Origin of the sequence: Rhodovulum sp. YNF3179, from assembly GCF_050586465.1 — a bacterium.
GTDB lineage: Bacteria > Pseudomonadota > Alphaproteobacteria > Rhodobacterales > Rhodobacteraceae > CAJXYS01.
This window is the reverse complement of the sequence record NZ_JBOCEG010000007.1, coordinates 23,024-49,113: the sequence shown is the minus strand read 5'-3', so window position 1 is coordinate 49,113 and position 26,090 is coordinate 23,024. Positions and strand designations below refer to the sequence as shown.

At 70.2% G+C, this 26,090-nt stretch carries 23 protein-coding genes; 22 read left to right on the top strand and 1 reads right to left on the bottom strand.

Annotated elements, in window-relative coordinates:
* Nucleotides 1-3 precede the first annotated feature (3 nt).
* The 4 genes from ACQ5SP_RS13315 to ACQ5SP_RS13300 all read left to right on the top strand — a co-directional run bounded on the left by ACQ5SP_RS13315 (nucleotide 4) and on the right by ACQ5SP_RS13300 (nucleotide 5,906).
* Nucleotides 4-2,424, top strand: a complete 2,421-nt coding sequence (locus ACQ5SP_RS13315; protein ID WP_430938879.1) for a YbcC family protein — start codon at nucleotides 4-6, stop codon at nucleotides 2,422-2,424.
* 136 nt (nucleotides 2,425-2,560) lie between these two features.
* The gene (locus tag ACQ5SP_RS13310; protein WP_430938878.1) at nucleotides 2,561-3,199 is read left to right on the top strand and encodes a hypothetical protein; all 639 of its coding nucleotides are present in this window, start codon (nucleotides 2,561-2,563) and stop codon (nucleotides 3,197-3,199) included.
* Between the two features lie 126 nt (nucleotides 3,200-3,325).
* Entirely contained in the window at nucleotides 3,326-4,723 is a 1,398-nt protein-coding gene (locus tag ACQ5SP_RS13305) for a bifunctional enoyl-CoA hydratase/phosphate acetyltransferase (protein WP_430938877.1), read from the top strand.
* Between the two features lies 1 nt (nucleotide 4,724).
* Nucleotides 4,725-5,906, top strand: a complete 1,182-nt coding sequence (locus tag ACQ5SP_RS13300; RefSeq protein WP_430938876.1) for an acetate/propionate family kinase — start codon at nucleotides 4,725-4,727, stop codon at nucleotides 5,904-5,906.
* Here ACQ5SP_RS13300 and ACQ5SP_RS13295 read toward each other — a convergent pair.
* On the bottom strand, nucleotides 5,903-6,715 hold the full coding sequence (locus ACQ5SP_RS13295) for an alpha/beta hydrolase (protein ID WP_430938875.1): 813 nt from the start codon (nucleotides 6,713-6,715) through the stop codon (nucleotides 5,903-5,905). The two genes, ACQ5SP_RS13300 and ACQ5SP_RS13295, sit on opposite strands and share 4 nt — an antisense overlap.
* A gap of 160 nt (nucleotides 6,716-6,875) precedes the next feature.
* Here ACQ5SP_RS13295 and ACQ5SP_RS13290 point away from each other — a divergent pair, with 160 nt between their 5' ends.
* The 18 genes from ACQ5SP_RS13290 (at nucleotide 6,876) to ACQ5SP_RS13205 (ending at nucleotide 26,088) form a co-directional block, all read left to right on the top strand.
* Entirely contained in the window at nucleotides 6,876-9,173 is a 2,298-nt protein-coding gene (locus ACQ5SP_RS13290; RefSeq protein ID WP_430938874.1) for a bifunctional salicylyl-CoA 5-hydroxylase/oxidoreductase, read from the top strand.
* Complete coding sequence (locus ACQ5SP_RS13285) at nucleotides 9,170-9,928, top strand: SDR family NAD(P)-dependent oxidoreductase (protein WP_430938873.1); 759 nt, start codon at nucleotides 9,170-9,172, stop codon at nucleotides 9,926-9,928. The genes ACQ5SP_RS13290 and ACQ5SP_RS13285 overlap by 4 nt, the downstream gene beginning before the upstream one ends.
* Complete coding sequence (locus ACQ5SP_RS13280) at nucleotides 9,925-10,404, top strand: MarR family winged helix-turn-helix transcriptional regulator (protein WP_430938872.1); 480 nt, start codon at nucleotides 9,925-9,927, stop codon at nucleotides 10,402-10,404. The genes ACQ5SP_RS13285 and ACQ5SP_RS13280 overlap by 4 nt, the downstream gene beginning before the upstream one ends.
* A 5-nt stretch (nucleotides 10,405-10,409) precedes the next feature.
* Nucleotides 10,410-11,213 (top strand): enoyl-CoA hydratase family protein, encoded by an 804-nt coding sequence (locus ACQ5SP_RS13275; RefSeq protein ID WP_430939036.1) that lies wholly within the window; start codon nucleotides 10,410-10,412, stop codon nucleotides 11,211-11,213.
* Between the two features lie 98 nt (nucleotides 11,214-11,311).
* Nucleotides 11,312-12,478, top strand: coding sequence for an acyl-CoA dehydrogenase family protein (locus ACQ5SP_RS13270; RefSeq protein WP_430938871.1), 1,167 nt, complete (start codon nucleotides 11,312-11,314; stop codon nucleotides 12,476-12,478).
* A gap of 1 nt (nucleotide 12,479) precedes the next feature.
* Nucleotides 12,480-14,102, top strand: coding sequence for an AMP-binding protein (locus tag ACQ5SP_RS13265; RefSeq protein ID WP_430938870.1), 1,623 nt, complete (start codon nucleotides 12,480-12,482; stop codon nucleotides 14,100-14,102).
* Nucleotides 14,099-15,292: a kynureninase gene (gene kynU, locus ACQ5SP_RS13260; RefSeq protein WP_430938869.1), complete on the top strand. Its 1,194-nt coding sequence runs from the start codon at nucleotides 14,099-14,101 to the stop codon at nucleotides 15,290-15,292. Before ACQ5SP_RS13265 ends, kynU begins: the two co-directional genes overlap by 4 nt.
* Nucleotides 15,289-16,128: a tryptophan 2,3-dioxygenase gene (kynA, locus tag ACQ5SP_RS13255; RefSeq protein ID WP_430938868.1), complete on the top strand. Its 840-nt coding sequence runs from the start codon at nucleotides 15,289-15,291 to the stop codon at nucleotides 16,126-16,128. Before kynU ends, kynA begins: the two co-directional genes overlap by 4 nt.
* A gap of 246 nt (nucleotides 16,129-16,374) precedes the next feature.
* The gene (locus ACQ5SP_RS13250) at nucleotides 16,375-17,514 is read left to right on the top strand and encodes an ABC transporter substrate-binding protein (protein WP_430938867.1); all 1,140 of its coding nucleotides are present in this window, start codon (nucleotides 16,375-16,377) and stop codon (nucleotides 17,512-17,514) included.
* A 53-nt stretch (nucleotides 17,515-17,567) separates the two neighbouring features.
* Nucleotides 17,568-18,488 carry a branched-chain amino acid ABC transporter permease gene (locus ACQ5SP_RS13245; RefSeq protein WP_430938866.1) on the top strand — a complete coding sequence of 307 codons (921 nt, stop codon included), beginning with the start codon at nucleotides 17,568-17,570 and terminating at the stop codon, nucleotides 18,486-18,488.
* A complete protein-coding gene (locus tag ACQ5SP_RS13240; protein ID WP_430938865.1) occupies nucleotides 18,488-19,468 on the top strand; it encodes a branched-chain amino acid ABC transporter permease in 981 nt (326 codons plus the stop codon). The genes ACQ5SP_RS13245 and ACQ5SP_RS13240 overlap by 1 nt, the downstream gene beginning before the upstream one ends.
* Nucleotides 19,461-20,210, top strand: coding sequence for an ABC transporter ATP-binding protein (locus tag ACQ5SP_RS13235; protein WP_430938864.1), 750 nt, complete (start codon nucleotides 19,461-19,463; stop codon nucleotides 20,208-20,210). Before ACQ5SP_RS13240 ends, ACQ5SP_RS13235 begins: the two co-directional genes overlap by 8 nt.
* Nucleotides 20,207-20,896: an ABC transporter ATP-binding protein gene (locus tag ACQ5SP_RS13230; protein ID WP_430938863.1), complete on the top strand. Its 690-nt coding sequence runs from the start codon at nucleotides 20,207-20,209 to the stop codon at nucleotides 20,894-20,896. The genes ACQ5SP_RS13235 and ACQ5SP_RS13230 overlap by 4 nt, the downstream gene beginning before the upstream one ends.
* 1 nt (nucleotide 20,897) lies before the next feature.
* A complete protein-coding gene (locus ACQ5SP_RS13225) occupies nucleotides 20,898-21,332 on the top strand; it encodes an acyl-CoA thioesterase (RefSeq protein ID WP_430938862.1) in 435 nt (144 codons plus the stop codon).
* Nucleotides 21,325-21,720: a RidA family protein gene (locus ACQ5SP_RS13220; RefSeq protein ID WP_430938861.1), complete on the top strand. Its 396-nt coding sequence runs from the start codon at nucleotides 21,325-21,327 to the stop codon at nucleotides 21,718-21,720. Before ACQ5SP_RS13225 ends, ACQ5SP_RS13220 begins: the two co-directional genes overlap by 8 nt.
* A 69-nt stretch (nucleotides 21,721-21,789) precedes the next feature.
* Nucleotides 21,790-22,497 (top strand): ABC transporter ATP-binding protein, encoded by a 708-nt coding sequence (locus ACQ5SP_RS13215; protein WP_430938860.1) that lies wholly within the window; start codon nucleotides 21,790-21,792, stop codon nucleotides 22,495-22,497.
* A 5-nt stretch (nucleotides 22,498-22,502) separates the two neighbouring features.
* On the top strand, nucleotides 22,503-24,866 hold the full coding sequence (locus tag ACQ5SP_RS13210) for an ABC transporter permease (RefSeq protein WP_430938859.1): 2,364 nt from the start codon (nucleotides 22,503-22,505) through the stop codon (nucleotides 24,864-24,866).
* Between the two features lie 4 nt (nucleotides 24,867-24,870).
* Nucleotides 24,871-26,088, top strand: coding sequence for an efflux RND transporter periplasmic adaptor subunit (locus ACQ5SP_RS13205; protein WP_430938858.1), 1,218 nt, complete (start codon nucleotides 24,871-24,873; stop codon nucleotides 26,086-26,088).
* The last annotated feature ends 2 nt before the right edge of the window (nucleotides 26,089-26,090 follow it).

Here is a 26,090-nt window from a genome sequence, read left to right as displayed (position 1 = left end):
GCCATGCTGACCCAGCACCAGACCTATCCCGCCGCCCTTCTCGAGCTCGTCGCAGAGGCCGAGGCCGCCGCGCGCCAGGTGCCGCCGCTCTGGCCGCTGGCGACGAGCGTCGCGGTCAACCCCTATCTCGGCCAGGCCGAGGAGAGCCTGCCGGTCACCGCCGCGCGGCTGGCGCGGGTCGCCGGCGCCCCGGTAACCCGTCCGCGGGCCGAGATCCGCGCCGAGATCGCCGCCGGTGCGGTCACCGATGCCGATCTCGCCGCCGCGCTGGAAGCCGCGCCGCGCGCCGGACGGCCGGGTTCCGTCGCCGCGCTGAAGGCGGCGGCCGAGGCCGAGGCGCCCGCGCCGCGGGCCCTGCCCACGGTGGCCGACCTGGCCGCCGAGGTCACCGGCACCGACTGGCCCGGCCTGATCGCGGACCGGATCGGCGCCTGGGCGGCCGGGTATTTCGACGCGGGCCAGGCGCTCTGGGCGGCGCCGGGCGACGGCGCGGCCTATACCGCCTGGCGGGATTTCGCACTCCGTGATCTCACGGCCGAGATCAACGGACTCTCGGGCTTTGCCGCCCATGTGGCCGGCGCGCCGGCCTCGCCCTGGCGGGCGCTCGGCCGGGCGGCCGAGCGGCTGGGCATCGGGCCTGAAGCGGCGCCAACCGCGTTCCACCGTCTTCTGATGGACATGGGCGGCTGGACGCAGCTGGCCCGGCAACGCATGTGGGAGGCCGAGAAGACCGGCGGGCGCGATCCGGTGGTCACCGATTTGCTGGCGATCCGGCTTCTCTGGGACGAGGCGCTGTTCCTCCGGCACGGCGCGGCCATCGCGGACCGCTGGGCCGAGACCGTCGCCGCCCATGCCGCCCCGCTGACGCCCAGCGCCGACCAGACGATCGACTGCATCCTGCAGGCCGCGGCCGAGCGCGCGGCCGAGCGGCAGCTGGGCGAGCGGCTGGCCGCACCGGCGGGGACCGACGCAGCCGCCGACCGGCCGGCCTTCCAGGCCGCCTTCTGCATCGACGTGCGCTCCGAGGTGATCCGTCGGGCGCTCGAAGCCGCCGATGACGGGGCCGAGACCCTGGGCGTGGCTGGCTTCTTCCTTGTGGGCGTGGCGCATAACGACGTTGCTTCGGACGTGGTCGAAAACCGTCTGCCGGTTCTTTTGGCGCCGGGGCTCGCCTCTGCCGGGATGGCCGCGGGCGGCACCGGTGCGGACCAGGCCCAGAGGATCCGGGACCGCGCCAAGCGCGCCTGGGGCCGGTTCAAGTTGGCTGCCGTGTCCTCCTTCGCCTTCGTCGAGGCGACCGGCCCGGTCTATGCCGGCAAGCTTCTGCGCGACGCGCTGAACCTGCCGCATGGCGGCGGCGATGGTGGACCGGCCCCCGCGCTTGCGCCCGACGTTCCGCTGGCGAGCCGGGTCGCCGCGGCGGCCGGTGCCCTGCGCGCCATGTCGCTGACCGAGGGGTTCGCCCCGGTGGTGCTGCTGGCCGGCCATGGCGCCCATGTCACCAACAACCCGCATGAAAGCGCGCTGCAATGCGGCGCCTGCGGCGGTTATTCGGGCGAGGTCAACGCCCGCCTGCTGGCGGGGCTGCTGAACGCGCCGGAGGTGCGCGCCGGGCTGGCGGGTGAGGGGATCGAGATCCCTGACGACACGGTGTTCCTCGGCGGGTTGCACGACACGGTCACCGACCGGGTCAGGCTCTATGAACAGGACCTGCCTGCCGGCGCCGACCGCGCGGCCCTGACCCGTCTGCGCCGCGCACTCGACATGGCCGCGGCACAGGCCGGGGGCGAACGGGCGGCCCGGCTGCCCCGCGCCGCGGGGGCGGCGAGCCTGCCGGCCCGCGGCCATGACTGGGCCGAGCTGCGCCCGGAATGGGGCCTCGCCGGCTGCGACGCCTTCATCGCCGCGCCGCGCGGGCGCACCGCCGGGCGCGACCTGGGCGGGCGGGTGTTCCTGCACAGCTACGACTGGGAGGCCGATGCGGGCTTCAAGGGGCTGGAGCTGATCATGACCGCCCCGGTGGTGGTCGCGAGCTGGATCAGCCTGCAATATTACGGCTCCGCGGTGGCGCCGGACGTCTTCGGGGGCGGCAACAAGCTTTTGCACAACGTTACCGGCGGGATCGGCGTGGTCGAGGGCAATGGCGGCACGCTGCGCGCCGGGCTGCCCTGGCAGTCGGTCCATGACGGCGAGCGGCTCATGCACAAGCCGAACCGGCTCAAGGTCGCGATCGAGGCCCCGCGCGAGGCGATGACCGATGTGCTGGACGCCCATCCGGAGCTGGCGGCGCTTTTCGACAATGGCTGGCTCACGCTCTTCGCCATGGACGGCGCGGGGCGGCTGGCCTGGCGCTATGACGGCGCGCGGCACTGGGTCGCCGTCTCGGGGGCAGAGACCGGGGTGCGGACGGTCGCGGCGGAGTGATCCGCGGCACGACGGGTTGACCTCCGCGCGTTGCGTGGCTTGATGGAGGCTCGCGGAGGAGACCGAGAGGCCGGCCGATGGTTGACAGGTTGCGTGGTGACGGGTGCCCGGGCCTTTCCCGGGCCGGGGGGCGCGGATGAGGCTCCGGCATACCGATATCGTCATACGGCTGATGTGGGCACTGCTGATCGTGGCCGGGATCACCGCGCTCGTCACGGCGAATGTGAGCCTGTTCTTCGTCAGTGTCGCCACGCTGGCGCTGACCTCGGTGCCCTATCTCTTCCAGAGCTGGGCCGGCGTCCGGTTTCCCGCCGGGTTCGTCGTGGCGGTGGTGTTTTTCATCGTCGCCACCGTGTTCCTGGGCGAAGCCGGCGACTTTTACGAGCGCTTCTGGTGGTGGGACGTGATGCTGCACGGCGGCTCGGCGGTCGGTTTCGGCATGATGGGCGTGATTCTCGCGCTGTTGCTGGCCGGCTCCGACCGGATCGCGCCGACGCCGTCCCTCGTCGCCTTCTTTGCCTTCTCCTTTGCCGTCGCGGTGGGCGCGCTCTGGGAAATCTTCGAATTCGCGATGGACCAGATCTTCGGCATGAACATGCAGAAATCCGGCCTTATGGACACGATGGGCGACCTGATCGTCGACGTCATCGGCGGCGCCGTGGGCGCCCTGGCGGGCTTCGGATACCTGAAAGGGCGTCAGAGCGGCGTGCTCTCGGGCGCGATCGCGGATTTCATCACCCAGAACCGGCATCTCTTCGGTCGGCGCGACAAGTAGGGTCGGGGCCGGGTGACGCCGGGCTGTCACATTCGCCGCCCAGTATCGTCCCGGGTGCCGGGCGGCGGTTGCACGCGCGGCGCGAAGCTGGAAACTGGGACGTGAACGGGACCGACAGGACAGGCGATGCAGCGCGAGAACAGGCTTTACGACGAATTGACGCCCGGCGACACCGCCTCGGTGCAGCGGGTCTGCACGGCGCATGATCTCTACGTCTTTGCCCATGCCTCGGGCAATCTGAACCCGCTGAACCTGCCGGCCAAGGACGGCGGCGCCAGCCCCGACACGGTTGCGCCGTCGATGTGGGTGGGCGCGCTGATTTCGGGCGTGCTCGGCAACGTGCTGCCGGGGCCGGGGACGCTCTACCGCGCGCAGGCGCTGAGTTTCGACCGGCGGGTGCATATCGGCGACACGCTGGAGGTCACCGTCACGGTGCAAGAAAAACGCCCGGACAACGTCGTGGTCATGGAAACGGTGATCCGGCGGGGCGACGGCGAGACGGTCGCCACCGGCGCGGCGGAGATCATCGCGCCGACCGAGAAGGTCGTGATGGACGAGCGCGAGATCCCCGATCTCCTCTTGCAGCAGCACCGGCATTTCGATCGCATCATGGCCATGTGCGACGGCATCGCGCCGCTCGAGACGGCGGTGGTCGCACCCGAGGACGCGGCATCTCTCGGCGGCGCGCTCCTCGCGGCCGAGGCCGGCATCATCCGCCCGGTTCTGATCGGCGCGGCGGACCGGATCGCCGCCGTCGCCGCCGAGATCGGCGCCGATATCTCGGGCATTCCGCTGGAGCCGGCCGACAGTCACGACGCCGCCGCGGCGCGCGCCGTCGAGATGGTTCACGAGGGCCGCGTCGACGCGTTGATGAAGGGCAACCTTCATACCGATGCGCTGCTGCGCCACGTCGTCAAGAAACGCGGCGGGCTGCGGACGGCCCGCAGGCTCAGCCACACCTTCGTGATGGACGTGCCGGGGCTCGATCACCTGCTGCTGGTGACGGATGCGGCGGTGAACATCATGCCCGACCTCGAATGCAAGGTGGACATCACCCAGAACGCCATCGACCTGGCGCGCGCGCTCGGCATCGCGCAGCCCAAGGCCGGTATCCTCTCGGCGGTCGAGACGGTCAACCCGCGCATTCCCTCGACGCTGGACGCTGCGGTGCTGTCCAAGATGGCCGATCGCGGCCAGATCAAGGGCGGCCTGGTGGACGGCCCGCTTGCCATGGACAATGCCGTGGACGTGCAGGCGGCGCGGACCAAGGGCATCACCTCGCTGGTGGCCGGGCATGCCGATATCCTCGTCGTGCCCAATCTCGAGGCCGGCAACATGCTGGCCAAGGAACTGACCTTCATCGCCCATGCCGAGAGCGCGGGCGTCGCGCTGGGGGCGAAGGTGCCGGTGATCCTGACAAGCCGGGCCGATGACGACGAGTCCCGCCTGACATCCTGCGCGATCGCGGCGCTCTACCAGCACTGGAAGCGCACCGGCGCGCCGGCGGTGGCGCCGGAGTCCTGACATGGACCATATCCTGACGCTCAACGTCGGGTCGTCCTCGATCAAGTTCGCGCTTTTCGCCCGGGACGCCGACGGCCCGGCGGAGCGGCTGCGCGGACAGGTCGAGGGGCTGGGGGCGCAGCCCCGGCTGGAGGCCCGCGCGGGCCGCAGGGAGATCGCCGCGCGGGATCTCTCGGCCGCGGATGCGCGCGATCACGGCACAGCGCTTTCGGTGATCCTCGCGCTGCTCGACGACGCGGCGCCGGACGCGCGGATCGGGGCGGTCGGGCACCGCGTGGTCCATGGCGGCCCGGACCACGCCGCGCCGCTGGTGCTGGACGCGGCCGCCATCGCCGCGCTCGACCGGCTGGTGCCGCTCGCGCCGCTGCACCAGCCGCATAACCTGGCCGGCGTGCGCGCGGCCCGCGCGGCGTTCCCGGAGGCGGTGCAGATCGCCTGTTTCGATACCGCCTTCCATCGCAGCCACCCCTGGGTGGCCGACACCTACGCCTTGCCGCAACGGTTCTACGACGCCGGGGTCCGCCGCTACGGCTTTCACGGGCTGTCCTATGAGTACGTCGCGGGCAAGCTGGCCGCGATCGCCCCGGGAGAGGCCGCCGGCCGCGTGGTGATCGCGCATCTCGGCAACGGGGCGTCGATGTGCGCGCTCAAGGGCGGGCGCAGCGTCGGCTCCACCATGGGCTTCACGGCGCTTGACGGGTTGCCGATGGGAACGCGCTGCGGCCAGCTCGACCCTGGGGTGGTGCTCTACCTCATGGCCGAGAAGGCCATGACGGTGGCCGAGATCGAAACGCTGCTTTATCGCGAGTCGGGTCTCAAGGGGCTCTCTGGCCTCAGCCACGACATGCGGACGCTGGAAAGCGCGCAAGATCCCGAGGCGCACCGCGCCATCGCCTATTTCACCCACCGCGTCCGGCGCGAGCTGGGCGCGATGGCGGCGATCCTCGGCGGGCTGGACACGCTGGTCTTCACCGGCGGGATCGGAGAGAACGCGGCCCGTGTCCGGACTCGCATCTGCGAGGGGATGGATTGGCTGGGCCTGGTGCTGGACGAGACGCGGAACGCCGCCGCGCCGGGCCTGGTCTCGACCGATGACAGCCGGGTCCGGGTGCGGGTGATCCCCACCGACGAGGAGGCGATGATCGCGCGGCACGCCGCCGAGATGCTGGCGCGGCCGGGCTAGTCGTCGCCGAGAAACGCGCCGGTCAGCGCCGCGCCGTCCTGTTCGAGCCCCGCGATCACGTCGAAATGGTGCCGACCGACATCATGCACGGCCCAGGTATCGGCCCCGAGCCCGGTCCAGATATTGGCCAGCAGGTCGTTCTGGCGCAGGAACTCGGGGCGTTCGTCGGCGCCGACCCAGGCCGTCAGCCGGGTGCCCGTGCGCGGCACCAGCAAGGCCGGGCTTTCGCTGCGGGCTTCCTCGGCATCCATGCGCAGCGTCGCGTTCATCGCCGTGCGCAGGAGGGGGCGCAGGTCATGGACCCCGCTGATCGAGAGCACATGCGCGACGCGCTGCTGCACGGGCTCGGGCAGGGGGGAGTCGGTGCAGACCATGCGGCTGACGAGATGCCCGCCCGCGGAATGCCCCGCGAGCCGTATCGGTCCGGCCACGCGCGCCGCGGCACAGGCGATGGCATCGCCGATATCGGCCGTGATCTCGGCGATGCGGGCGTCGGGGGCAAGGGTGTAGGAGGGCAGGCAGACCGCCCAGCCCCGGGCCACCGCCCCGGCCGCCAGGTGCGACCAGCGCGACTTGTCGAACGCCTTCCAGTAGCCGCCATGCACGAAGACCGCGAGCCCGCGCGCCGTGCCGTCCGGATGGAACAGGTCGAGCCGCCGGCGCGCCCCGTCGCCATAGGCGATGTCGAGCTCGGCGCGCCGGTGGGCGGCGCGGAAGGCCGCGGCGGCCTTTGCCCAGCGATCCGGATAGTCGGCCGCACCGGGAATGTGGTCGGCATTCGCGTAGGCATCGTCCCAGTCGCTGATCATCTCGGGTTTCCCTGTTGCGGGCGGTTGATGCAGACTGCCCGCTGTCGCCGGCGGCAACAAGCCCCGGGACATTTATTTTAGGGATGAAATATTCATGCTTGAAAAGGTGCCGTGAGTCGGCCTAGCCTCGATCCGGGCAAGCATGCCGGGGAGGATCAGCATGAGAGTGGCCTGTCTTGGCGGTGGTCCCGCCGGGCTTTACTTCGCGATCTCGATGAAGCTGCGCGATCCCGCGCACGAGATCACCGTGATCGAACGCAACAGGCCCGACGACACCTTCGGCTGGGGGGTCGTCCTCTCGGATGAGACGCTCGACAACCTGGCCGCCAACGATCCCGTCAGCGCCGAGGAGATCCGCGCCCATTTTGCCTATTGGGACGATATCGCCGTGATCCGCGGGCAGGAGCGAGTGACCTCCACCGGTCACGGTTTCTGCGGCATCGGGCGCAAGCAGCTGCTGATCCTGTTGCAGCAGCGCGCCCGCGAGCTGGGCATCGAGCTGCGCTTCGAGACCGAGGTCGAGAGCGCCGCGGCCTATGCGCGGGACTACGACCTGGTGGTGGCCGCCGACGGGCTCAACTCCCGGACCCGGAAGGACTACGCCGATACCTTCCGCCCCGATATCGAGACGCGGAAATGCAAGTTCGTCTGGCTCGGCACGCACCAGAAATTCGACGACGCCTTCACCTTCATCTTCGAGAAGACGGACCATGGCTGGGTCTGGGCCCACGCCTACCAGTTCGACGACGACACGGCGACCTTCATCGTCGAGTGCTCCGAGCAGACCTGGGAGGCCTTCGGCTTCGGCGCGATGAGCCAGGACGAGTCGATCGCCGCCTGCGAGCGGATCTTCAAGGATCACCTGGGCGGGCATCGGCTGATGTCGAACGCCCGCCATATCCGGGGTTCGGCCTGGCTCAACTTCCCCCGCGTCCTCTGCGAGAAATGGTATCACCAGAACATCGTGCTGATGGGCGACGCGGCGGCGACGGCGCATTTCTCGATCGGCTCGGGCACCAAGCTCGCGGTCGAGAGCGCGATCGCGCTGGCCGATTACCTGCACAGTGAGCCCGACCGCGACGCCGCCTTCGCCAAGTACCAGGACGAGCGCCGGCTCGAGGTGCTGCGCCTGCAATCTGCGGCGCGCAACTCGCTTGAATGGTTCGAGGAGGTGGAGCGCTACCTCGATCTCGACATCGTGCAGTTCAACTACTCGCTCCTGACCCGCAGCCAGCGGATCAGCCACGAGAACCTGCGCCTGCGTGATCCCGACTGGCTGGAAGGCGCGGAGCGCTGGTTCCAGACCCGCGCCGGCCAGCCGGCGGCCGCGCCGCTGCGCGCGCCGATGTTCGCCCCCTACGAGCTGCGCGGAATGGTGCTGAAGAACCGCGTCGTGGTCTCGCCCATGGCGCAGTACAAGGCGGTCGACGGCTGCCCGACCGACTGGCACCTCGTGCATCTGGGCGAACGCGCCAAGGGGGGCGCGGGACTCGTCTACACGGAAATGACCTGCGTCAGCCCCCAGGGACGGATCACGCCGGGCTGTCCCGGGCTCTACGACCCCGCGCAGGAGCAGGCCTGGCGCCGGATCGTCGATTTCGTCCATGCCGAGAGCGACGCGAAGATCTGCTGCCAGATCGGCCATTCGGGGCGCAAGGGGTCCACCCAGCTGGGCTGGGAGGAGATGGACGCGCCGCTCGCGGACGGAAACTGGTCGATCCTGTCGGCGTCCCCGATTCCCTGGTCGCCGCGCAACGCCGTGCCGAGGGAAATGGATCGCGCCGACATGGACCGGGTGCGCGACGAGTTCGTCACCTCCGTTGAGATGGCGGCGCGCGCCGGGTTCGACATGATCGAGTTGCACGCGGCCCATGGCTACCTGATCTCGTCCTTCATCTCGCCGCTCTCCAACATCCGCGGCGACGCCTATGGTGGCAGCCTCGAAAACCGGATGCGCTACCCGCTGGAGGTGTTCGCCGCGATGCGCGCGGCCTGGCCCGCGGACCGGCCGATATCGGTGCGGATCTCGGCCAATGACTGGGTTGAAGATCATGGCGTAACGCCACAAGACGCCGTGGAAATCGCGCGGATGTTCCACGCGGCGGGGGCCGATGTCATCGACGTGTCCGCCGGCCAGACCTCGATCGAGGCCCGGCCGGTCTACGGGCGGATGTTCCAGACGCCCTTCTCCGACCGGATCCGGAACGAGGCGGGGCTCGCCACCATGGCGGTCGGCAACATCTACGAGGCCGATCACGTCAACTCGATCCTGATGGCCGGGCGCGCGGATCTCGTCTGCCTTGCGCGCCCGCACCTGGCCGATCCCTACTGGACGCTTCATGCCGGGGCGGCCATCGGCGACCGGCATGCAAGCTGGCCGGATCCCTATCTCGCCGGGCGTGACCAGCTCTGGCGGCTGGCGGACCGCGAGGCCGAGACACAGGTGCTGAAGGTATGAGCGTCGCGGGGCATCACGCCGTCGTCACCGGCGGGGGCACGGGCGTCGGCGCGGCCATCGCGCGGGCGCTGGTCGGCGCCGGGGCGCGGGTGACCGTGACCGGGCGCCGCGCGGCGCCGCTCGACGAGATCGCCGCCGCCCATGACGAGATCGCCGGCATCCCCTGCGACGTGACCGATCCGGATGCCGTCGCCGCCATGCTCGAGGCCGCCGCGCGGCGCTTCGGCCCGGCAACGATCCTCGTGGCGAATGCCGGTGCCGCCGACAGCAAGCCCTTCGCGAAGATTACCGCCGGGGACCTGCGGGCGATGATGGAGGTCAACCTGACCGGGGTGTTCAATCTCTGGCAGGCCGGTCTGCCGGCCATGACCGAGGCCGGCTGGGGCCGGATGATCGCCGTGGCCTCGATGGCCGGGCTCAGGGGATATCCCTATGTCAGCGGCTATGTCGCGGCCAAGCATGCGGCCGTCGGGCTGACCCGGGCGCTGTCGCAGGAACTGGCGCGCACCGGGATCACCGTGAATGCCCTCTGCCCGGGATTCACCGACACGCCGCTTCTGGAGCGGTCGATCGAGACGATCATGGCCACGACCGGGCGCAGCCGCGGAGAGGCGGAAAAGGCCCTGGTCGCCGACAATCCCCAGCGCCGGTTCATCGCCCCGGACGAGATCGCCGAGGCGGTGCTGTGGCTCTGCTCGGACGGGGCGCGGTCGGTGAACGGGCAGGCCATCGCCATTTCGGGAGGCGAGACATGACCGCGGAGATGCGACCGGCACCGGCCGACGCACCCTCGAAGGGGCGCCTGCGGCTCTGGCTGCGGATCCTGAAGGTGTCGCGCCTGGTGGAGGCCGAACTGCGCGAGCGGCTGCGCGCCGAGTTCGGCTCGACCCTGCCGCGTTTCGACGTGATGGCGGCGCTGCACAGATCCGAAAAGGGCATGAAGATGAGCGAGTTGTCCGGCGTTCTGAAAGTATCGAACGGCAATGTGACCGGGATCGTGGACCGGCTGGTGGACGAGGGCATGGTGGAACGCGTGGCCGTCGAGGGCGACCGCCGGGCGACCCGTGTCCGCCTGACGGCCGCGGGGGGGACCCGGTTCGAGACCCTGGCCGCGGCACACGAGGCCTGGGTGGACCGGCTGCTCGGCGGGCTCGACCGCGGCGAGACGGCGGAAATGACGGCACTGCTGGCCCGGATCGCGCATCCGGACGGTGTCGCGGAGGAGATCTGATGGACATGACGAAACACAGCCCCGCACATTTCCGGGCCCGGTTCGAGGATGGCATCGCGGTGATCAGCCATGACCGGCCGGAGCGAAAGAATCCCTTTACCTTCGAGAGTTACGCGGAACTCCGCGACTGGTTTCGGGATCTGCGCTACGACGACAACATCCGCGCGGTCGTCATCACGCCGAACGGCGGCAATTTCAGCTCCGGCGGCGACGTGCATGACATCATCGGGCCGCTGACCGACATGGACATGAAGGGGCTCCTGATCTTCACCCGGATGACCGGCGACCTGGTCCGGGCCATGCAGAACTGCCACAAGCCGGTCATCGCCGCCGTCGACGGGGTCTGTGCCGGTGCCGGCGCGATCATGGCGATGGCCGCGGACCTGCGGCTGGCGACGCCCGCGGCGAAGACGGCCTTCCTGTTCACGCGCGTGGGTCTCGCGGGCTGCGACATGGGGGCGTGCGCGATCCTGCCGCGGCTCATCGGCCAGGGACGCGCGGCGGAGCTGCTCTATACCGGGCGCGCGATGAGCGCCGAGGAGGGCGAGCGCTGGGGATTCTACAACCGCGTCGTGGCGCCGGACGATCTCGAGGCCGCGGCGCTCGGGCTGGCGCGCCAGATCGCGGAGGGTCCGGGTTTCGCACATATGATGACCAAGACCCAGCTGAACCAGGAATGGAACATGGGGCTGGACCAGGCGATCGAGGCCGAGGCGCAGGCGCAGGCGATCTGCATGCAGACCCAGGACTTCCGCCGCGCCTACGACGCCTTCGTGGCAAAGCGGACACCGGTCTTCGAGGGGGATTGAGATGACGCTGCGGCCATATCGGGCGGCGGCGCCGCTGGCGGCGGCGGGTGCCTCCGGCGGGGATATTTGGGCCACTTGGATGCAGGGAGGCGCGTGACATGGCGGACCGGAGCTTTCTGGGCTGGCCCTTCTTCGCGCCGCGTCACCGCGCGCTGGCGGAGGCGCTGGACGCCTGGGCGGGGCCGGCGTTGTCGGGGCTCGACCACGGCGACGTGGACGCGACCTCCCGCGAACTGGTGGCGCGCCTCGGCGCCGAGGGCTGGCTGGCGCATTCCGCGATCGATCCGGCCGCGCCTGAGACGCCGCTCGACGTCCGCACGCTCTGCCTGATCCGGGAGACGCTGGCGCGCCATGACGGGCTGGCCGATTTCGCCTTTGCCATGCAGGGGCTGGGCATGGGGGCGGTGTCGCTGTTCGGAAGCCCGGCGCAGAGGGCCCGGCTGGCGGAGACGCGGGCCGGGCGCGCGATTGCGGCCTTTGCGCTGACCGAACCGCAATCGGGCTCCGATGTGGCGCATATCGCCACGCGCGCCGCACGCGACGGCGAGGGCTACGTGCTCGACGGTGAAAAGACGTGGATTTCCAACGGTGGTATCGCCGATCTTTACACCGTTTTCGCCCGCACGGGCGAAGCCCCGGGCGCCAGGGGGCTCTCGGCCTTCCTGGTGCCGGCGGACACGCCGGGGCTCGAGGTGGCCGAGCGCCTGGAGACCGTGGCGCCGCACCCGCTGGGGCGGCTGCGCTTCGATGGCTGCCGGGTGCCGGCGGCGGCGCTGATCGGCGCGCCCGGGGACGGGTTCCGGATCGCGATGTCGGTGCTCGACGTCTTCCGCGCCACGGTGGGAGCGGCGGCGCTCGGCTTCGCGCGGCGGGCGCTTGAGGAGGCGCTCTCAAGGGCTTCGGCGCGCGAGCTTTTCGGCGCGCCGCTGTTCGAGCTGCAGATGGTTCAGGGCCATCTCGCCGACATGGCGCTCGAGGTCGATGCGGCGGCGCTGCTCGTCTACCGGGCGGCCTGGACCAAGGACATGGGCGCGGCGCGGGTGAGCCGCGAGGCGGCGATGGCGAAGCTTTACGCCACCGAGGCCGCGCAGCGGGTGATCGACGCGGCGGTCCAGATCCATGGCGGCGACGGGGTGCGGCGCGGGCATGTGGTGGAACGGCTCTACCGCGAGATCCGGGCGCTCCGGATCTACGAGGGGGCGTCGGACGTGCAGAAAGTCATCATCGCCAGGCAGGCCCTGGCGGAGGGAAAGGGAGGCACCTGACATGCTGGGGCCGAGCGCGCATCTGGACAGCTTCGCGCGGGACAACCTGCCGCCGATGGCGGACTGGCCGGACCTGCTGTTGGACGGGTTCGACTATCCCGAGCGCCTGAACGCGGCGGTGGAACTGACCGATCGCATGGTGGAAAAGGGGTTCGGCGACCGCACGGCGCTGATCGGCAACGGGCGGCGGCGGACCTACAAGGAACTGGCCGACTGGACCAGCCGCATCGCCCATGTCCTGGTTGAGGATTATGGCGTAAAGCCTGGGAATCGCGTTCTGATCCGATCGGCGAACAATCCCGCGATGGTCGCGGCATGGCTCGCCGCGACGAAGGCCGGCGCGGTGGTGGTGAACACGATGCCGCTGCTCAGGGCCGGTGAGCTGGGCCAGATCGTCGACAAGGCCGAGATCGGGCTGGCGGTTTGTGACACGCGCCTGATGGAGGACATGGTGGCCTGCGCCAAGGCGAGTCGGTTCCTCGAGCAGGTCGTGGGCTTCGACGGCACCGCGAACCACGATGCCGAGCTGGACCGTGCCGCGCTCGCCAAGCCGGTGACCTTCGACGCGGTCGAAACCGGGCGCGACGACGTGGCGCTGCTGGGCTTCACCAGCGGGACGACGGGCGCGCCCAAGGCGACGATGCATTTCCACCGCGACATCCTGATCATCGCCGACGGCTATGCCAAGGAGGTTCTCGGCGTCACGCCGGAGGACGTGTTCGTGGGCTCGCCGCCGCTGGCCTTCACCTTCGGCCTGGGCGGGCTGGCCGTCTTCCCGCTGCGCTTCGGCGCGTCGGCCGCGCTCCTGGAGAACGCCTCGCCGCCGAAGCTGATCGAGATCATCGAGGAGCACGGCGCCACGGTCTGCTTCACCGCGCCGACGGCCTACCGGGTGATGCTGAAGGCGATGGAGGAGGGCGCGGATCTTTCGAGCCTGCGCGCCGCGGTCTCGGCCGGCGAGACGCTGCCGGCGCCGGTCTACGAGGAGTGGATGGAGAAGACCGGCAAGCCGATGCTTGACGGGATCGGGGCGACGGAGATGCTGCATATCTTCATCTCGAACCGGTTCGGCGACAGCCACCCGGCCTGCACCGGCAGACCGGTGACCGGCTACGAGGCGAAGATCGTGGACGACCAAATGGCGGAACTGCCGCGCGGCGAGGTCGGCCGGCTGGCGGTGCGCGGGCCGACCGGGTGCCGCTACCTCGCCGATCCCCGCCAGCGTCACTACGTGCGGGACGGCTGGAACATCACCGGCGATTCCTTCCGCCAGGACGCGGAGGGCTATTTCCACTTCGCTGCGCGGAACGACGACATGATCCAGAGCTCGGGGTACAACATCGCCGGCCCCGAGGTGGAGGCGGCGCTGCTGGCTCACGAGGCGGTTCTGGAATGCGCCGTCGTGGGCGCGCCCGATCCGGACCGCGGGCAGATCGTCGAAGCCCATGTCGTGCTGGCCGAGGGCGTCGCGCCGGACGCGGCGACGGTGCTGCGCCTGCAGGAGCATGTGAAAGCCACCATCGCGCCCTACAAATACCCCCGCCGGATCGTCTTCGCAGCGGCTTTGCCCAAGACGCAGACCGGCAAGATCCAGCGGTTCCGGCTGAGAGAGGACGACGCATGACCGATTTCGCGGCCACCAAGGCGCGGTTCCACCTGCCCGAGGGAGTGATCTACCTGGACGGCAACTCGCTCGGCCCGCTGCCCCTGGGCGCGGCCGAACGCGCGCAGGAGGTGATCGCCGCGGAATGGGGCGAGATGCTGATCACCGCGTGGAACAAGGCGGGCTGGATGGACCAGCCGGCGCGGGTGGGCGACCGGGTGGCGCGGCTCATCGGGGCCGATCCGGGCACGGTGGTGATGGGCGACACGCTGTCGATCAAGGTCTACCAGGCGCTGGCGAGCGCGCTGGAGATGCGGCCGGACCGCCGCGTGGTGCTGTCGGACAGCGGCAATTTCCCGACCGATCTCTACATGGCCGAGGGGCTGCTGGAGACGCTGGGCGCCGATTACGAGCTGCGCGTCGTGGCGCCCGACGACGTCGCCGCGCATATCACCGAGGAGGTCGCGGCCGTCATGCTGACCCATGTCGACTACCGCACCGGGCGGATGCACGACATGGCCGCGATCACCGAGACCGCGCATGCGGCCGGGGCGCTGGCGCTCTGGGACCTGGCGCATTCCGCGGGCGCGCTGCCGGTCGACCTGAAGGGCACGGGGGCGGATTTCGCCACCGGCTGCACCTACAAGTATCTCAACGGCGGGCCGGGCGCGCCAGCCTTCATCTATGTCCGCCCCGATCACGCCGCCACCGCGCGCCCGGCGCTGTCGGGCTGGCTCGGCCACGAAGCGCCCTTCGCCTTCGACCCGTCCTACCGGCCGGCCCGCGGGGTCGCGCGGATGCGGGTCGGCACGCCGCCCGTGATCCAGATGAGCGTGCTGGAAGAGGCGCTGAAGGTCTGGGACGCGGTGGATCTCGACGACCTGCGGGTGCGGTCGGTGGCGCTGTGCGAGCGCTTCATCGCCGGGGTGGAGGCGGCCTGCCCGCAGCTGGCGCTGGCCAGCCCGCGGGACGCGGCGGCGCGCGGCAGCCAGGTGAGCTTTCGCTTCGCTCATGGCTATGCCGCGATGCAGGCGCTGATCGCCGCGGGCGTCATCGGCGATTTCCGCGCGCCCGACATCATGCGTTTCGGCTTCACGCCGCTCTATATCGACGCGACCGACGTGGACCGCGCGGTGGAGATCCTCGCCCGGATCATGGCGACCGGCGCCTGGGACAGGCCCGCCTATCACCGGCGGAGCGCGGTGACATGAGCGGCACGCCCTACGATCCGGCCCGCGAGGGCGCCGAGATGGCCTTCGACGGGCGCATGTCCTATGGCGATTACCTGCAGCTCGACCGGGTGCTGACGGCGCAGGCGCCGCTGTCGGACGCGCATGACGAGATGCTGTTCATCGTCCAGCACCAGACCTCGGAGCTGTGGATGCGCCTTGCGTTGCACGAGCTGGGCGCCGCGCGCGCCGCGATCGCGGCCGACGATCTGCGCCCGGCCTTCAAGATGCTGTCGCGGGTGGCGCGCATCTTCGAGCAGCTGAACAGCGCCTGGGACGTGCTGCGCACCATGACCCCGAGCGAGTATACCGAGTTCCGCGAGAGCCTCGGGCAGTCCTCGGGCTTCCAGTCCTGGCAATACCGGCTGATCGAGTTCACCGTGGGCAACCGCAACCCGGCGATGCTGCGCCCGCACGCCCATCGCGCGGATATCCACGCGGCGCTGACCGCCGAACTGGCCCGCCCGAGCCTCTACGACGCGGCGCTGGCCTGCCTGTCGCGCGGGGGCATCGCGGTGCCCGGGGCGGTACTGGCGCGCGACGTCGCGCAGCCCTACCGGGCGGACCCGGGCGTCGAGGCCGCCTGGGCCGCGGTCTATCGCGCGCCGGAGGCTCACTGGACGCTGTACGAACTGGCCGAGAAGCTGGTGGATTTCGAGGACTATTTCCGCCGCTGGCGCTTCAACCATGTCACCGCGGTCGAGCGCGTGATCGGCTTCAAGCGGGGGACCGGCGGGACCGGGGGCGTCAGCTACCTGAAGCGCATGCTGGAGGTGGAACTGTTTCCCGAGCTCTGGCATCTGCGGACACAGCTTTAAGGAGGTCTTTTAAGAACATGGAAAAGAACGGGAAAGACCTTGAAGGCAGGCGTGCCGGATAACCCGGCGCGCGACGGGGGGCCGATCGGCCGCGGTCTCGCGGGCGGGATCGGACCGGACCCCGGTCATCGCGCGGTGGACTTTCCGGCGCCACCCGCGCAACTCTAGAGCCGGAGGCGGGCCGCCCGGCCGGCCCGCGCCGCCCGCAAGGGCAAGAACGACGAGACGACAACAGGGAGCGAAAAAATGAACCTATTGAAATCGACCGCCGCGGCGATGACCGCCCTGGCCCTGGCCGTTCCGGCGCAGGCCGAGGACGTCAAGGTCGGCATGATCACCACGCTGTCGGGCGGGGGCGCGGGCCTCGGCATCGACGTGCGCGACGGTTTCCAGCTGGCGCTGAAGCTGGCCGGGACCGACGGCGTCGAACTGATCGTCGAGGACGACCAGCGCAAGCCCGACGTGGCGGTGCAGCTGGCCGACAAGATGATCCAGTCCGAACAGGTGGACGTCCTGACCGGCATCATCTGGTCGAACCTCGCCATGGCCGTGGTGCCGGCGGCGACCGCGCAGGGCAAGTTCTACCTCTCGCCCAATGCCGGGCCCTCGGCGCTGGCCGGGGCACGCTGCCACGAGAACTATTTCAACGTGGCCTGGCAGAACGACAACCTGCACGAGGCCGCCGGCGCCTATGCCAACGACGCGGGTTTCTCCAACAGCTTCATCATGGCGCCGAACTACCCGGCCGGCCAGGACGCGCTGGCCGGTTACAAGCGCTTCTACGAGGGCGATCTCGCCGGCGAGGTCTACACCAAGCTCGGCCAGAGCGACTATGCCTCGGAGATCGCGCAGATCCGCGCGAGCGGGGCCGACAGCGTGTTCTTCTTCCTGCCGGGCGGCATGGGCATCGCCTTCATGAAGCAATATGCCGAGTCCGGCGTCGACATCCCGCTGGTCGGGCCGGCCTTCAGCTTCGACCAGGGCATTCTGCAGGCCGTGGGCGCGGCCGCGCTCGGGGTCAAGAACACCTCGCAGTGGTCCAAGGATCTGGACAACGCGGCCAACCGGACCTTCGTCGCCGCCTTCCAGGAGGAATACGGCCGGCTGCCCTCGCTCTATGCCAGCCAGGGTTACGACACGGCGAACCTGCTGCTCTCGGCGATGGAAAAGGCCGACGTGGCGGACCAGGACGCCTTCCGCGCCGCCCTTAAGGAGGCCGATTTCGCCTCGACCCGCGGTGATTTCGCCTTCAACACCAACCATCACCCGATCCAGGACATCTATGTCCGCGAGGTGATCCAGGAAGGCGACGTTTTCACCAACAAGATCGTCGGGGTCGCGCTCGAGGATCGCGGCGACGCCTACGCCGCAGAGTGCAACATGTAATCTGAACCGGGGCGGGGGCCGCGTGCCCCCGCCGCGACGCGGGGACGTCTTCCATGTCGGTGATGCTCTTGATCGAGCAGGTCCTGAACGGCCTGCAATACGGGGTAATGCTCTTTCTCATGGCGGCCGGGCTGACGCTGGTCTTCGGGGTCATGGGGCTGATCAATCTCGCGCATGGCTCGCTCTACATGGTGGGCGCCTTCGCCTGTGCCGGCGTCGCGGCGGCGACGGGCTCGTTCTGGCTGGGGCTGGCGGCGAGCCTCGCCGCCGCGGCGGCCGCCGGCGCGCTGGTCGAGGTCGCCGTGATCCGGCGGCTCTACGACCGCGACCATCTCGACCAGGTGCTGGCCACCTTCGCGCTGATCCTGGTCTTTTCGGAGGGCACGCGCTGGCTCTTCGGATCCTTCCCGCTCTATCTCTCGGTGCCCGAGGTCCTGTCGGGCGCAGTCACCCTGCCGGGCGGGATCGAGTATTCGCTTTACCGCCTGGCCATCATCGTCGCGGGCTTCGCGGTGGCTGCCGGGCTCTTCTGGCTGATCGGCCGCACGCGGCTGGGCGTGCGGATCCGCGCGGGCGAGTCCGACCGCGAGATGATCGCCGCGCTCGGCGTCGATATCCGCAAGCTCTACACGGTGGTCTTCGCGCTCGGCGCGGCGCTTGCGGGGCTGGCGGGGGCGCTGGTCGGCACCATCCAGTCGGTCCAGGTCGGCATGGGCGAGCCGGTGCTGATCCTGGCCTTCGTGGTGATCGTGATCGGCGGCATCGGCTCGATCAAGGGCGCGCTGGTGGGCGCGCTGCTCGTCGGGATGACAGACACGCTGGGCAAGGTGCTTCTGCCGGTCGCCTTCGGCACGGTGATGGACGCCTCCGACGCCACCGCCATCGGTTCGGCGCTGGCCTCCATGCTGATCTACATCCTGATGGCCGGCGTGCTGATCTACCGCCCGCAGGGGCTCTTCGGGGAGGCGCATTGATGCTGCGCGAAAGCTGGATCAACGCCGTGCTCCTCGCGGCCCTGGTCGCTGTGCCGCTCTGGGCGCTGGCCGCGGGCGAGCCCTTCGTCATCACGCTGGCCACGAAGGTGGCGATCTTCGCGCTGGCGGGCGTCGGGCTGAACCTGGCGCTGGGGCTGGGCGGGCTGATATCCTTCGGCCACGCCGCCTTTTTCGGGCTGGGCGGCTATGTCGCCGGGATCCTGGCCTGGCACGAGGCGAACGCCATGCCGGTGACCACGCTGCCCTTCACCATCGAAGGCACCAACGAGATGCTGGCGATCTGGCCGGTGGCGATGCTCGTGGCGGGGCTGGCGGCGGCGTTGATCGGCGCGCTCAGCCTGCGCACGAGCGGCGTCTACTTCATCATGGTCACGCTCGCCTTTGCGCAGATGCTCTATTATTTCGCCATCTCCTGGCCGGCCTATGGCGGCGAGGACGGGCTGTCCTTCTACGTCCGAAACACCTTTCCGGGCGCCAACACCTTCGACCCGATCCAGTTCTTCGCGATCTGCCTGGTCCTGCTGGCCGGGGCGCTGGCGCTTTCCTGGGCGATCCGCCGGTCGCGGTTCGGCCTGGCGCTGATGGGGGCGCGGCAGAACGCGCAGCGGGTGGTGAGCCTGGGCATCCGGCCCTTCGGCATCCGCCTGACGGCCTTCGTCATCTCGGGCATGATCACGGGCCTGGCGGGGGCGCTCTATGCCGATCTCAACCGCTTCGTCAGCCCGCAGATGCTGTCCTGGCACATGTCCGGCGAGATCATGATCTTCGTCATCCTGGGCGGGGTGGGACGGCTCTACGGCCCCATCGCCGGGGCGGGGCTCTTCATCCTGCTCGAGCATCTTCTCGGGGGCGTCAGCGAGTACTGGCAGGCGCTGCTCGGGCTGTTGCTGCTGGTCGTGGTACTCTTCGCGCGCGGCGGGTTGATCGGCGTGCTCTCCAAGGAGGCGCGCGATGGCTGATCCGATCCTGCAGATCCGGGGCCTCAGCAAGAGCTTCGGGGCGCTCAAGGCGACCGACGCGGTCTCTCTCGACCTTGTGCCGGGCGAGATCCATGCGCTGATCGGGCCGAACGGGGCGGGGAAATCCACGCTGATCAAGCAGATCGTCGGCGAGTTGCGCCACGACGCCGGCTCGATCCGCTTCGAGGGCCAGGAGATCGGCACGCTCGACGCGCCGGCGCGGGCGCGGCTCGGGCTGGCGCGCAGCTTCCAGGTGTCTTCGGTGATGCCGGAATTCACGGTGTTGCAGAACGTGGCGCTGGCCGTGCAGGGGGCCAGCGGCGAAAGCTTCCGGTTCCTGCGGCCCGCGCTCGGCGATGCCGCGCTGGTCGATCCCGCGCGGTTTCACATCGCCCATGCCGGGCTGGAGGGGCGCGAGGCCGTCCCGGCGGCCGATCTCAGCCACGGGGAGCGCCGCAAGCTCGAGATTGCCATGGCGCTCGCGCTGCGCCCGCAGGCTTTCCTGCTGGACGAGCCGATGGCGGGGATGGGCCCCGAGGGATCCCGGCAGCTGACCGCCATCCTGAGCGATCTACGCGAGGAGGCGCCGATTCTGCTGGTGGAACACGACATGGACGCGGTCTTCGCGCTGGCCGACCGGATCTCGGTGCTGGTCTACGGGCGGATCATCGCGACCGGCACGGTCGACGAGATCCGTGCCAACGCGGACGTGCAGTCTGCCTACCTGGGAGAGGACGCATGACCGCGCTGCTCGAGCTGGACCGCGTCACCGCCCATTACGGCCATGTGCAGGCGCTGTTCGGCGTCAGCCTGTCCGTGGCCGAGGGCGAGGTCGTGGCCCTGATGGGGCGCAACGGCATGGGCAAGACCACCACGATCCGCACCGTCTGCCGGATGCTGCCGCATACCGGCGGACGCATCGCCTTCGCCGGTGCCGACCTGGCGCGGACGCCCTCGCACAAGGCGGCGCGGATGGGGCTGGGGCTGGTGCCCGAGGGGCGACGCTGCTTTCCCAACCTGACCGTGACCGAGAACCTGACCGCCGCGGCGCGGCCCGGTCCCTGGGACATGGACCGCGTGACCGCGCTGTTCCCGCGCCTGGCCGAACGGCGCGGCCAGAAGGCCGCCACGCTGTCGGGCGGGGAGCAGCAGATGCTGGCCATCGGGCGCGCGCTGATGACGAACCCGCGGCTGATGCTGCTCGACGAGGCGACCGAGGGGCTTGCCCCCGTCGTGCGCCAGGAAATCTGGGCGGCGCTGCGCCAGCTCAAGGGCGGGGCGTTGTCGATCCTTCTGGTCGACAAGTCGATGAAGGAACTCGCCGCCGTGGCCGACCGCGCGGTGATCCTGGAACGCGGTACGGATGTCTGGACCGGGGTGACCGGTGCGCTGACGCCGGACCTGACCGAACGCTACCTGGGGGTCTGAGATGGCGGGTTTCACGCATCGCCAGGACGTGCTTTTCCAGCATTGCGACCCGGCGGGGATCGTTTTCTACCCGCGCTATTTCGAGATGCTGAATGCCACCGTGGAGGCCTGGTTCGACCAGCGGCTCGGCACCTCTTTCGCGGCGATCCACGGGCCGATGGGCCTGTCGGTTCCCACCGTTGCGATCGAGGTGCATTTCAGCGCGCCGAGCCGGCTGGGCGACGCGCTGGAGTTTCGCCTGCGCCCGACCCGGGTCGGACGCACGAGCGCCGGCCTGGCCATCGAGGCCGTCGGCGACCGGGGGGACCGGCGGCTTTCCATGACCTCGACGCTGGTCTGCGTCGACAAGGAAACGGGCCGGCCCGTGCGCTGGCCCGAAGCGCTGGCCGCGGCGCTGGCGCGCGAACACGAGCAACAGGAACAAGGCGATGCATGACATCATCCAACCCGATGGCTGGCGTCCCGCGAAGGGCTATGCCAACGGCGTCAGGACGGCGGATGGGCAGCTGTTCATCGGCGGGCAGATCGGCTGGACCGCGGACCAGGTCTTCGACTCCCACGACTTCGTCGGGCAGACGGAACAGGCGCTCAGGAACATCGCCGCGGTGGTCGCGGCCGCGGGCGGTGCCGTCACGGATATCGTGCGGCTGACCTGGTACGTCACCGACAAGCGCGAATACCTGGCCCGTCAGCGCGAGGTGGGCGAGGCCTATCGCCGGGTGATGGGGCGCCACTTCCCGGCGATGACCATGGTCGTCGTCGCGGGGCTCGTCGAAGATGCGGCGCTGGTCGAGATCGAGGCCACGGCGGTGCTGGGCGGCTGAGCCTGCCGGCGGCGGGGCTTGCGGTGGATCAAGGACTGTGCCCCTATCCGGGGATAGGCCATCCCCAGCATGACCGAACGCGTTTTCCATACCGAGGACCTGACCAAGGTCTATGACACCGGCGCCGTGCAGGTCTACGCGCTGCGCGGGGTGACGATGGAGCTCTTCGCGGGGGAGCTGACGGTCCTGCTCGGCCCGTCGGGCAGCGGGAAATCGACGCTTCTCAACATCCTGGGCGGGCTCGACTCGGCCAGCGGCGGGCGGGCCTGGTTCCGCGACCGGGAACTGACCGCGATGCGGGACCGGGACCTGACCCGCTACCGCCGCGATCATGTCGGCTTCGTCTTCCAGTTCTACAACCTCGTGCCCAGCCTCACGGCCCGCGAGAACGTCGCGCTGGTCACCGAGATCGCGCGCGACCCGATGCCGGCGGACGAGGCGCTGTCGCGGGTGGGGCTGGGCCACCGGCTCGATCATTTCCCGGCCGAGATGTCGGGCGGCGAGCAGCAGCGCGTCGCCATCGCGCGCGCCATCGCCAAGCGGCCCGAGGTGCTGCTCTGCGACGAGCCGACCGGCGCGCTCGATTCCAAGACCGGGGTGCAGGTGCTCGAGGCGCTGAAGACCATAAACGAGGATCTCGGCACCTCGACGGTGGTCATCACCCATAATGCGGGGATCCGGAAAATGGCGCATCGCGTGGTGCATTTCACCGACGGGCGGATCGGCACGGTCGACGTGAACGACACCCGGATCGCGCCGTCCGAGATCACGTGGTGACGGGCATGCGGGCGCTGGACCTGAAGCTTCTGCGCGATCTTCGCCGGCTCTGGGCGCAGGCGCTGGCGATCGCGCTGGTGCTGGCCTGCGGCGTGGGCATCCTGGTGATGTCCTACGGCGCCGAGAGCGCGCTGCGAGAGACGCGCGCCACCTATTACGAGCGCAACCGTTTCGCCGACATCTTCTCGGGGGCGACGCGCGCGCCCGAATGGCTGCGCGACGAGATCGCCCGCATCCCCGGCGTGGCCCGGGTGCAGACCCGCATCTCGCAGCATGCGATCCTCGACGTTCCCGGCCTGAGCGACCCGGCGGTCGGGCGGCTGCTGTCGCTGCCCGAAAGCGGCGCGCCGGTGATGAACGTGCCGACGCTGACGGCCGGGCGGATGCCGGCGGGCGCGGGCGTCCGGGAGGTTCTGGTCAACGAGAATTTCGCCGCCGCGAACGGCTTTCGGCCCGGGGACAGTTTCGCGGTGACGATGAACGGGCAGAAGCGCGCGGTGACGATCTCCGGCACGGCGCTCAGCCCCGAATTCATCTACACGCTGGCACCCGGTGCGCTGATGCCGGATGACCGGCGTTTCGGGGTGATCTGGATGCCCCGTCCGGCGCTGGCCGCGGCCTATGACCTCGAAGGCGCCTTCAACGACGTGAGCCTCGGCCTGGCCCGCGGCGCGCGTCCCGAGGCCGTCAAGGATCGCCTGGAACGGCTGCTCGAGCCCTATGGCGGGACCGGTCCCATGGACCGCGACCTGCAGACCTCGCATGCCTTCCTGGATGCCGAGCTTACCCAGCTGCGCAACACCAGCCGGACGGTGCCGCCGATCTTCCTGGTCATCTCGGCCTTCCTGGTGAACATGGTGCTGGGCCGGCTGGTCGCGCTCGAGCGTGAGCAGATCGGGCTGTTCAAGGCGCTTGGCTACACCGCGACGGCGATCGGCTGGCATTATACCAAGCTGGCGCTGCTGATCGGGGCGATCGGCGTCCTGCTGGGCTGGGCGTTCGGGCTGTGGACCGGTCGTTGGCTGGCCGGGATGTACGCGCAGTTCTTCCACTTTCCCTACCTGGTGTTCTTCGAGACGCCCGCGACCTACGCGGTGGCCGGGCTTTCGGGACTGGCCGCCGCGGCGGCCGGCGCCGTGCTCGGCGTGCGCCGGGCGGTGCGGCTGAGACCCGCGGTGGCGATGGCGCCGCCGGCGCCGACCCGCTTTCGGCAAAGCGCGCTGGACCGCGCGGTGCAGGCCCTCGGCGTGCGCCAGACCTCGATGATGATCCTGCGCTCGATCACGCGCTGGCCGGTCCGGGCGGCACTGACCGTGCTGGGCATCGCCACCTCGGGCGCGGTGCTGGTGGCCTCGCTCTTCATGTTCGATGCGATGGACGAGCTGCTCGACGTGTCCTTCGTGCAGACGAACCGCCAGGACGCGGTGCTGGATTTCACGCGGTCGCTGCCGCTCTCGGCACTGGACGCGGTCGAGGACATGCCGGGCGTGCTGGCCGCCGAGGGCGCGCTGCACGCCGCCGCACGACTGCGCAACGGGCCGCGGTCGCGGCTCATCGGGATCGAGGGCCGCCCGCCCGGCACCGCGCTGACCCGGCTCTTCGATGCCGAGAGCCGCGAGAGCGTCGATCCCGGCCACGGGATCGTGCTGACAGGGCGGCTGGCCGACCATCTCGGCGTGCGGGCGGGCGACACCGTCTCGGTGGAATTGCTGGAACAGGATCGCCCGGCGACCCCGGTGCCGGTCACGGCGGTGATCACGCAGTATTTCGGTCTCGGTGCCTATATGGACCTGGATCGTCTGAACGGGCTGCTCCACCAGGCCCCGCGCATCGACGCGGCCAATATCGCGACCGATCCGCGCCGGCAGGAGGCGCTCTTCGCCGCGGTCAAGGCCGCGCCCGCGGTCAACGGGATCAGCCAGCTGAACCAGGTGCGCCGGGCCTTCGACGAGACGATTTCCGAGAACGCGGGCATGACGATGACCGTCAACGCCGTTCTCGCGGCGCTGATCGCGGTCGGCGTGGTCTACAACTCGGCGCGCATCCAGCTCTCCGAGCGGGCCCGGGAACTCGCCAGCCTGCGGATTCTGGGCTTCACGCGGGGCGAGGTCTCCTACATCCTGCTGGGCGAGTTGTTCCTGCTGACCGCGGTGGCGATCCCGCTGGGCTGGATCATCGGGCGCGGGATCGCCGAGGCGATGGTCGCGAGCTTCAGCTCGGACCTCTACCTGATCCCGCTCGTCATCGCGCGGGACACCTATGCGGCCTCGGGGCTGATCGTGCTGGCGGCGTCGGTCGGGTCCGCCCTGATCGTGCGCCGCCGCGTCGACCGGCTCGACCTGGTCGCGGTCATGAAAACGAGGGAGTAGCGCCATGGCGCTGAACGCGAGAACGGCAGGTGCGGGACTTCTGGCGCTGGCGGCGGTCGCTGGGCTGGTCTGGATGCTGATGGCCCCCGAGCCGGTGCCGGTGGACACCGCCGCGGTGAGCCGCGGCCCGATGGAGGTTACCGTCAACGCGGACGGGACCACCCGCATCCGCGAGGTCTACGAGGTCTCGGCGCCCGTCGGCGGCCGCGCCCTGCGCTCGCCGGTGAAGGTCGGCGATGCGGTGACCGCGAACGACACCGTGGTCGCGGTGGTCCGGCCCGGGGCGCCCGCCTTCCTGGACCTGCGCAGCCGCGGCCAGGCCGAGGCCGCCGTCAAGGAGGCCGAGGCCGCCCTCGCGCTGGCCGAGACCGAGATCGCCCGGGCCGAGGCCGATCGGCGGTACGCCGAAACCCAGCTGGACCGGATCGAGGGGCTGTTCGCGCGGGGCACGGCGCCGGCACGCCAGCTGGAGGACGCCCAGCTCGCCGTCGAGATGGCCGAGGCGCAGCTGGCCGCCGCCCGCGCCGCCCGCGACATGCGCCAGAGCGAACTCGACCGCCAGCGCGCGATGCTGATCGAGCCGAGCGCGCCCGGGGGCGAGACCGAGGACGCGGCGTGCTGCATCCGCCTGACCGCGCCGGTGACGGGCCATGTGCTCGACGTCGTCAACGAGAGCGCGCGGATGGTCCAGTCCGGCACCCCGTTGCTGACGCTGGGCCGTCTCGACGATCTCGAGATCACGGCCGATCTGCTCTCGACCGACGCGGTGCGGATCGCGCCGGGGGCGCGGGCCTATGTGGAGCGCTGGGGCGGCGAGGGTGTGCTGGAGGCCGAGCTGCGCGAGATCGAGCCGGCCGCCTTCACCAAGGTCTCGGCGCTCGGGATCGAGGAACAGCGCGTCCGCGTGGTGCTGGATTTCCGCACCCCGCCCGAGGCGCGCGCCACGCTCGGCCATGGCTACCGGGTCTATCTGCGCATCGTCGAATGGCAGAGCCCCGACGCCTTGCGCCTGCCGATCAGCGCGCTCTTCCGCGCGGGTGCGGACTGGGCGGTTTTCGTCGCCCGCGACGGCGTGGCCGAACGCCGGGTCGTGCGGATCGGGAAGCGCAACAGCGACATGGCCGAGGTGCTGGATGGCCTGGCGCCGGGCGAGCGGGTCGTCACCCATCCGGGCGAACGGGTCGCCGATGGCGTCCGGGTGATCGAGCGGGCGGATCTCTGACG